General features: G+C 63.1%; 4 protein-coding genes. 3 read left to right on the top strand and 1 reads right to left on the bottom strand.

What is annotated here, in order from left to right; all coding sequences use genetic code 11:
• Positions 1-758: DUF3417 domain-containing protein (locus tag L0B83_RS19355; protein WP_234760204.1), on the bottom strand; the 758-nt coding region annotated here is incomplete at its 3' end.
• Positions 759-889: 131 nt separating this feature from the next.
• Between L0B83_RS19355 and L0B83_RS19360 the strand changes: the two genes are divergently transcribed.
• The 3 genes from L0B83_RS19360 to glgB are packed head-to-tail and all read left to right on the top strand — an operon-like array spanning position 890 to position 8458.
• Entirely contained in the window at positions 890-2968 is a 2079-nt protein-coding gene (locus tag L0B83_RS19360; RefSeq protein WP_308194037.1) for an alpha-1,4-glucan--maltose-1-phosphate maltosyltransferase, read from the top strand.
• Positions 2969-2973: 5 nt separating this feature from the next.
• Positions 2974-4770 carry a maltose alpha-D-glucosyltransferase gene (gene treS, locus L0B83_RS19365; protein ID WP_234760205.1) on the top strand — a complete coding sequence of 599 codons (1797 nt, stop codon included), beginning with the start codon at positions 2974-2976 and terminating at the stop codon, positions 4768-4770.
• 1 nt (position 4771) lies between these two features.
• Positions 4772-8458 (top strand): 1,4-alpha-glucan branching protein GlgB, encoded by a 3687-nt coding sequence (glgB, locus tag L0B83_RS19370; RefSeq protein ID WP_234760206.1) that lies wholly within the window; start codon positions 4772-4774, stop codon positions 8456-8458.
• The last annotated feature ends 321 nt before the right edge of the window (positions 8459-8779 follow it).

The raw sequence follows: 8779 nt of genomic DNA on the forward strand, positions 1-8779 counted from the left end.
GTGATCCCGCGCGCGGCGTCGTCGTTGGACGGAACGTTCGAGTCGAGCAGCAACAGCGGCACGCGCCCGACGTCGGCCCGCCAGATGCGCGCGTTGAGCTTGCGTCCGTTGGGCAGCGGCAAAGAGATCGTCACCGGCTTGCCGGTGCCGTCCTCGGACGGTTCGCGCAGCAGTGTGAGGGGCAGCCCGTCGGGGTCAAGGACCGGGTAGGTTTCCTGCTGCCAGGCGTCCCGGGACAGGGACTGCTTGAAATAGCCCGCTTGGTAGAGCAGCCCGACCCCGATCAACGGCACACCCAAATCCGAGGCGGCCTTCAGGTGGTCCCCGGCCAGGATCCCCAAACCGCCCGAGTACTGCGGAAGGACCTCGGTGATACCGAACTCGGGCGAGAAATAGGCAATGCACGCCGGAGCCTCCGGACCCAGGCCCTNATAGGCAATGCACGCCGGAGCCTCCGGACCCAGGCCCTGGTACCAGCGCGGCTCGCTCAAGTACCGGTCCAGATCCGCAGCCGCCTCCTGCACACGCTGGACAAGTTCATTATCGGAAGCAAGTTGGTCCAGCTGATCGCGGCTGATTGACCCAAGAAGGTTGATGGGATCGTGACTGCTCTCCTCCCACAATTCCTGGTCAAGACTCGCAAAGAGCTCGCGGGTAGGCCGGTGCCAGGACCAGCGCAGATTCGTTGCGAGACGAGCCAGCGGCCGTATCGGCTCGGGAAGCAGTGTACGGACTGTAAACCTTCGGATTGCCTTCACGAGCGTCAGACTAATCCACTCGATGGACTGCAGGAACAGCTTTCGGTTTCTTTTAGGTAAATGACACATTGCGCGGAAGAGTCTGGGTTACCTCTTAGCAAAATGTGACTTTTCTCGCTAACGTCGAGGTTGTGACCACTACTGCAGCAACTCGATCAAGCTCAGCATCCAAGTCCAAGCAGAAAGCCGGTATCACCGAGGGTCTTAGGTTCGGCAGATTCCCCATCACGGCCGTGCAGCCTGTGATCGAGGAAGGCCGTTTCCCGGCCAAAGCCTTGCCTGGTGAAGATCTGGTGGTTGGCGCCACGGTCTTTCGCGAGGGCCACGACCAGCTGGGGGTGAGCGCCGTCCTGCTGGACCCCAAAGGCAAAGAACGCCAACGCATCCGGCTCGCTCCGGCCCCGGGTGAGCGTGGCAAGGGCACCGACCGTTGGGAGGGGCTGTTGACCCCGACGGGGACCGGAGCCTGGTCCTTCGTGATCGAGGCCTGGCACGACCGCTACGGAACATGGCACCACAACGCGGAAGTGAAGGTCGAGGCCGGCATTGACGTCGAGCTGATGCTCGCTGAAGGCGCGGCCCTGCTCGCGGAAGCCGCAGGCGAAAGCACCCGCAATGCCGCAGACAAACTCACCCTTCGCGCAGCCTCCGAAGGCCTGGCCGACACTTCGAAGACGGCCGAGGAGCGCCTCGCCGCCGGCTTCAGCCCAGAGGTCGCGGCCGTCGTCGAGCGCCAGCCGATCCGCGAGCTGGTTACCGTCTCGGAACCATACCCTCTCCTCGTGGAGCGTGACCTCGCCGGCCGCGGGGCCTGGTACGAATTCTTCCCCCGCTCCGAAGGCGCCGTTTTTGATCCCACCACGGGAACATGGACTTCGGGCAACTTCACGACGGCGGCCAAGAGGCTCGACGCCGTGGCGGACATGGGCTTCGATGTCATCTACCTGCCGCCCATCCACCCGATTGGTTTCCAACACCGCAAGGGACGCAACAACACCTTGACCCCGGGTCCGCAGGATCCGGGCTCGCCGTGGGCCATCGGATCCGAAGCCGGCGGCCACGACGCCATCCACCCGGATTTGGGATCGTTCGAGGATTTCGACGCTTTCGTGGCGCGCGCGAATGAGCTGGGACTTGAGGTCGCGCTGGACCTGGCCTTGCAGGCCGCCCCTGACCATCCCTGGGTGAAGACCAACCCGGAATGGTTCACCACGCGCGTTGACGGCAGCATCGCCTATGCCGAAAACCCGCCGAAGAAGTACCAGGACATCTATCCGCTGAATTTCGACAACGATCCCGCCGGCCTGTCAAAGGAAATCCTGCGGATTGTTTTCCTGTGGGTGAGCCACGGCGTGAAGATTTTCCGCGTGGACAACCCGCATACCAAACCGGTGTGGTTCTGGGAATGGCTGATCGCGAAGGTCAACAAAAAGTACCCCGACGTCGTCTTCCTCGCCGAGGCATTCACCCGGCCCGCGATGATGCACGCACTCGGCCGGGCAGGTTTCCAACAGTCATACACATACTTCACGTGGCGGAACACCAAAACTGAGCTGGAAACGTACTTCCAGGAGGTCAGCCACGAATCGCCCGCCTATTTCCGACCGAATTTCTTCGTCAACACTCCCGATATCCTTACCGAATACCTCCAATACGGTGGGCCGCCCGCGTTCCGCATCCGCGCCGCTTTGGCAGCCACGGCCAGCCCGCTCTGGGGCGTCTACGCCGGATTCGAGCTGTACGAACATGTGGCCCGGCCGGGTGCTGAAGAGTACATAGACAACGAGAAATATGAGTACAAGGACCGCAACTGGGATGCAGCTGCGGCTTCCGGGCACACCCTCGCCCCGTACATCACGCGGCTTAACGCCATCCGGAAGGCCCACCCGGCACTGGGGGACCTGCAGAACCTGACGCTGCACCACAGCACGGATGACGCAACCATTGTGTACTCCAAGCACAAGACCTTGCCTGACGGCAGCAAGGACACCTTGATCATCGTGGTCAACCTCGATCCCCACGGCACCAGGGAAAGCACCGTGACCCTGGACCTTTCCGCGCTTTCGCTGGACCCGTCCGACTTCACCGCCAATGGGCGATTCTGGGTTGATGACTTGGTCAGCGGCGAAAGTTGGGAGTGGGGCGAGTACAACTACGTCCGACTGGACCCCCATGTAGAACCGGCACACATTCTCAACATCCGGAGGTAGCCTTAGTGAGCTTCAATCCACAGGGTCAAAGTCAGTACTTCACGCCGAAGAACACTTTCGAGCTGAACGCCCCGGGTCTACAACACGACCCCCACTGGTACAGGAAGGCGGTCTTCTACGAAGTGCTGGTAAGGGCCTTCGCGGATGCGAACGGCGATGGTTCGGGTGACTTCCACGGCTTGATCGACAAGTTGGATTACCTGCAGTGGCTCGGAGTGGATTGTTTGTGGCTGCCGCCGTTCTTCGATTCGCCATTGCGCGACGGCGGTTACGACATTTCCGATTACACCTCCGTTTTGGACGAATTCGGCACCATCAGCGACTTCAAGCGGCTCGTCGCCGAAGCGCACGCGAGGGGCGTCAGGGTCATCATTGACCTCCCCCTGAACCACACTTCGGACCAACACCCGTGGTTCCAGGAATCACGCAAGAACCCGGACGGCCCGTTCGGGGACTTCTACGTGTGGAGCGACACCGACGAGAAGTACCAGGACGCACGCATCATCTTCGTGGATACGGAAGAGTCGAACTGGACGTTCGACCCCATCCGGCGGCAGTTCTTCTGGCACCGCTTCTTCAGCCACCAGCCCGACCTGAACTTCGAAAACCCCAAGGTCATCGAAGCAGTCCACGATGTCGTTCGGTTCTGGCTGGATCAAGGCATTGACGGATTCCGGGCAGACGCCATTCCGTACCTCTTCGAGGAAGAGGGCACCAACTGCGAGAACCTGCCCGCCACCCACGGTTTCCTGCGGGATCTCCGCAAGATGGTGGACGAGAACTACCCGGGCCGTGTGATCATCGCTGAAGCGAACCAGCCGCCGCACGACGTCGTCGAGTACTTCGGCACGGAGGAAGAGCCGGAGTGCCACATGGCCTTCCACTTTCCCATCATGCCGCGCCTGTACTACGCGCTCCGCGACCAGAAGGCCGCCCCGATCATCGAGACGCTTCGGGACACCCCGGGAATCCCGGCCGGCGCGCAATGGGGCACCTTCCTGCGCAACCACGACGAACTCACCCTGGAGATGGTCACCGCGGACGAACGTGCGGCCATGCTGGGGTGGTATGCGCCCGACCCCCGGATGCGGGCCAACATCGGCATCCGGCGCAGGCTCGCCCCGCTGCTTGACAACTCCCGCTCCGAGATCGAGTTGATCAATGCGCTGCTGCTCTCCCTGCCGGGCAGCCCCTTCTTGTACTACGGGGACGAAATCGGGATGGGAGACAACATCTGGCTTGATGACCGTGACGCCGTCCGCACGCCCATGCAATGGAACCCGGACCGCAACGCAGGGTTCTCCAATGCCGATCCCGGAAAGCTGTACCTGCCCGTCATCCAGTCGCTGGTCTACAACTACAGCATGGCGAACGTCGAGGCCGAAGCAGCCCACTCGGGCTCGCTCCTGCGCTGGACCCGCCAGATCCTGAGCGTCCGGAAGAACCATCCGGCCTTCGGGCTGGGCGACTTCAAACACATTGCGGCGGACCACGAGGTGGTTCTTGCCTACTTGCGCGAGCTGCCGGAGGACAATCCGGAAGGCGAGGACGCCGAATCAATCCTTTGCGTTTTCAACTTGTCCCAGCATCCGGTGGCCACCACCCTGGATGTCCCCCAATATGCAGGAAGGGGACTGAGGGACGTCTTCGGCGGCCAGGTGTTCCCGGGGATCGGCACCGACGGCTCCCTGACCCTAACGCTGGGTAGCCACGACTTCTTCTGGCTACGGATACGTTCGGCGGGCTCCACGGGTTCCTCGCCCTACACCCAGGCCATCCCAGTGCTCTCTATCGAAGGCTGACATGAGTCACATAGCGCACACCACGATCCTGGCCTCCCTCCTCAAGGAATGGCTGCCCCGTCAGCGCTGGTTTCCTGTCAAGGCAGGGCAGTTCGAACTGGATTTCGTCGGTTCGTTCGGCCTTCCGGCGCCCACCCCGGGGACTAGGTTGGAGGTCCATCTGATCTCCGTCGCATACGCCACGGCCGACGGCGCGAGGCAGAGCGACATCATCCAAGTGCCGCTCAGCTTCCACGCCGCGCCCTCCGCCGCTTTGGCAACGGCTTCGGTGGGCCAGATCGGTGGAACGAGCGAGCAGGACCCGCCTGTCTGGGTCTACGACGCCCCGCATGATCCTGAATTCGTGACGGCATGGCTGGATCTCATCCGCGGCCAGGCCTCTGCCGAGCCTGGAGAGGGGGAGTGCACCGCGAGCGGGCACACGGTGCAGGGCAGCCTGCGTCTGCCCACCGCCTCGGGATCCGTGCGGGTGTCCTCCGGCGAGCAGTCCAATACTTCGGTGATTGTCGACGACGGCGTCTCCGCGGCGATCGTGAAGATCTTCCGGGTCCTGTCGGTCGGCAAGAACCCCGAAGTGGAGGTCGGCGCGGCCCTGACCTCGGCCGGTACGAAGGAAGTGCCATCCACCCTTGGATGGATCACGGGCACATGGGAGGTGTGGACACCCCAGGGCCGGCACGGCACGGCGACGGCGGATTTCGCGGTTGCCCACGAGTTCCTTGCCGGCGGGCAGGACGCTTGGCGCCTCGCCGTCGACGCGGCTGCGGCGGGCAAGGACTTCGCCGTCGAAGCCCGGCAACTGGGCCAGGCGACTGCCACAGTGCATTTGCGGCTCGCCGAAACCCTCGGAACCGCCACGGAACGCGTTCCGGGCCAGGACATTGCGCCCGAAGTAGCCCGGCGGGTCCGCCAGTCATGGGCTGAGGCCGGCACCGCCGTCGGGCCCCACGAGCAGCAGCTCGAGGCCCTCTTGACGCAACTGCCGGGCCTGGAAGCCGGAACCCTGCAGCGCATCCACGGCGATCTTCACCTGGGCCAGATCCTCCTGGTGCCTGGCGCCGTGGATGAACCTGCCCGGTGGGCGATCCTGGACTTCGAGGGCGAACCCCTGAGGCCGATCGAACACCGCAACATTCCGGACGTTCCCCTGCGCGACGTCGTCGGGATGCTGCGGTCCTTCGACTACGCGGCCGGTGCGGCCGTCCGTGAGAACCCGGAGGCTCAGGTACCCGCCACGTGGGTGGACGACTGCGCCGAGGCCTTCCTGGCCGGCTATAGCGACATCACCCCCGGAACGATTGACCGCCGCTCGCCGCTGTTTGTGGCATTGTGGCTTGACAAGGCCTTATACGAGGTGATCTACGAGCTGCGGAACAGGCCGGACTGGTTACCCATTCCGGTCAATGCTTCGCGGCAGCTCCTCGGAAACACGAGCCCCGGCAGCGATGCCGCGGCGACATCGGAAGGTAAGGAAATGACTGGCACAGCACGTACCGAACGGCCCCGAGTCCCGCTGTATGTGGACGCCGCCACCCTGGGCCGGGTGGCCGCTGGTGCACACCACGCCCCGCACTCGGTGCTGGGCGCCCACCTTGACGACCACGGTCACGTCACTATCCGTACGGTCAAGCACCTCGCTACGGAGGTATCTGTCGTCACCGAAGCCGGTACCACCCCGATGACCCACGAGACCGACGGGATCTGGGTGGCTGTCCTTGAACCACTGCAGCAAGGCCACGTACCGGACTACCGCCTGGAAGTCGTGTACGGCGATTCGGCGCCTGTGACGATCAACGATCCCTACCACTACCTTCCAACCGTCGGGGAATTGGACCTGCACCTCATTGGTGAAGGACGGCACGAACGGCTTTGGGACACGCTCGGCGCCCACATCCAGCACTACCGCTCCCCGCTCGGCGATGTGGACGGCACCTCCTTCGCCGTCTGGGCGCCCAACGCTCAGGCAGTCCGCGTCAAGGGTGACTTCAATTCCTGGGACGGGCGTGAGCACGCCTTGCGCTCACTCGGCTCTTCCGGGGTCTGGGAGGTCTTCATCCCAGGTGTCGAAGCAGGGGCGTGTTACAAATTCGAGCTGCTCACCAAGGCCGGCCATTGGGTGGAGAAGGCCGACCCGCTCGCCTTTGGAACCGAAGTCCCGCCTTTGACCGCGTCACGCGTGGTGGATTCCGGCTACCGCTTCAAGGACGACGCCTGGATGACGGCGCGCGCCAACAAGGATCCGCACAACTCGCCCATGAGCGTGTACGAAGTCCACCTCGGTTCCTGGCGCCTTGGCCTCGGGTACAAGGAGCTGGCCACCGAACTCGTGGAGTACGTGAAGTGGCTCGGGTTTACCCATGTCGAGTTCATGCCGGTGGCCGAGCACCCATTCGGCGGGTCATGGGGCTACCAAGTCACGTCCTACTTCGCGCCGACCTCCCGGTTCGGGCATCCGGATGAATTCAGGTTCCTTGTCGATTCGCTGCACCAAGCGGGCATCGGCGTCATCTTGGACTGGGTCCCCGCGCACTTCCCGAAGGACAGCTGGGCCCTCGCCCGTTTTGACGGTGAACCACTGTACGAGCACTCCGACCCCCGCCTCGGCGAGCACCCCGACTGGGGCACGCTCATCTTCGATTTCGGCCGGAGCGAGGTCCGCAACTTCCTCGTCGCGAACGCCCTTTACTGGCTTGAGGAATTCCACATCGACGGGCTTCGGGTGGACGCCGTGGCTTCCATGCTTTACCGGGACTATTCGCGCGAGGAGGGGGAGTGGTTCCCCAATGTCCACGGCGGACGCGAGAACCTGGAAGCCATTTCCTTCCTCCAAGAGGTCAACGCCACGATCTACAAGACCCACCCTGGCGCAGTGACCATTGCCGAGGAATCCACGGCATTCCCCGGTGTCACCGCTCCGACCAACCATGGGGGCTTGGGCTTCGGCCTCAAGTGGAATATGGGTTGGATGCATGACTCCCTCAAGTACATCTCCGAAAACCCGGTGAACCGCCGCTGGCACCACGGCACGGTGACGTTCTCCATGGTCTATGCCTTTACGGAGAACTTCCTGTTGCCCATCAGCCACGACGAAGTAGTGCACGGCAAGGGTTCGATGCTGCGCAAGATGCCCGGTGACCGCTGGCAGCAGCTCGCCAACCTGCGGGCGTTCATGGCATACCAATGGGCCCACCCGGGCAAGCAGCTCATCTTCATGGGCACCGAATTCGGCCAAGAAGCCGAATGGTCCGAACAGCACGGGCTCGACTGGTTCCTCGCCGACATCCCGGCGCATCGCGGCCTGCAATTGCTGACCCGCGAGTTGAACACGCTGTACAGCTCGACGCCGGCCCTCCACGTCCGGGACAACGAGCCCGGCGGTTTCCAATGGATCAACGGCGCGGACGCGGATCGAAACGTACTGACCTTCATCCGCTGGGACCACGAGGGGAATCCCTTGGTGAGCGCCGTGAATTTCTCGGGAGGACCGCACCATGACTATGTGCTCGGCGTCCCGTTCGCCGGCGCTTGGCTGGAAGTGCTCAACACGGACGCCGAGGTCTTCGGAGGCTCGGGTGTCATCAACAGCGCTGAACTTCTTGCCACCGCACCCGGGGCGGAAGGAATGCCAGCCGCATTGACCGTCACCCTGCCGCCGCTCGGAGCCGCTTGGTTCACACCCGTGCGGTAGCTTGATTTGCTTGGCCACTTGGCCTGGCTGGAAGGGCCCGGAAGCTTTGAGCTTCCGGGCCCTTTGCTCTGGATCCTTTGGGCGCCTGCTGAGCGGTGGCCAATCGCTTTGAAGAGGATTTGCCTCTCCGGAGGGCTGGCGGTATAGTTAATACCCGCGCTGCTCCCCAGTGCTGATCAGTGATGTTGACCTGAGCTCCTCGTGAAGTTCAAGTCAAGAACGCTGATTTGACTAGGAGGAAAGCAGCCGGTAAGTTTGGAAAGTTGCTCCGGAGCGAGTCTGGCCGTGTGGTTGGGTGGTGCCGGGTGTGTCTGTTGTTTG

Origin of the sequence: Arthrobacter alkaliphilus (assembly GCF_021483235.1) — a bacterium.
Lineage (GTDB): Bacteria > Actinomycetota > Actinomycetes > Actinomycetales > Micrococcaceae > Arthrobacter > Arthrobacter alkaliphilus.

What these genes read in the sequence shown, in the direction of transcription:
- glgB (WP_234760206.1), top strand. Translation starts at nt 4,772, where the DNA reads ATGAGTCACATAGCGCACACCACGATCCTGGCCTCCCTCCTCAAGGAA.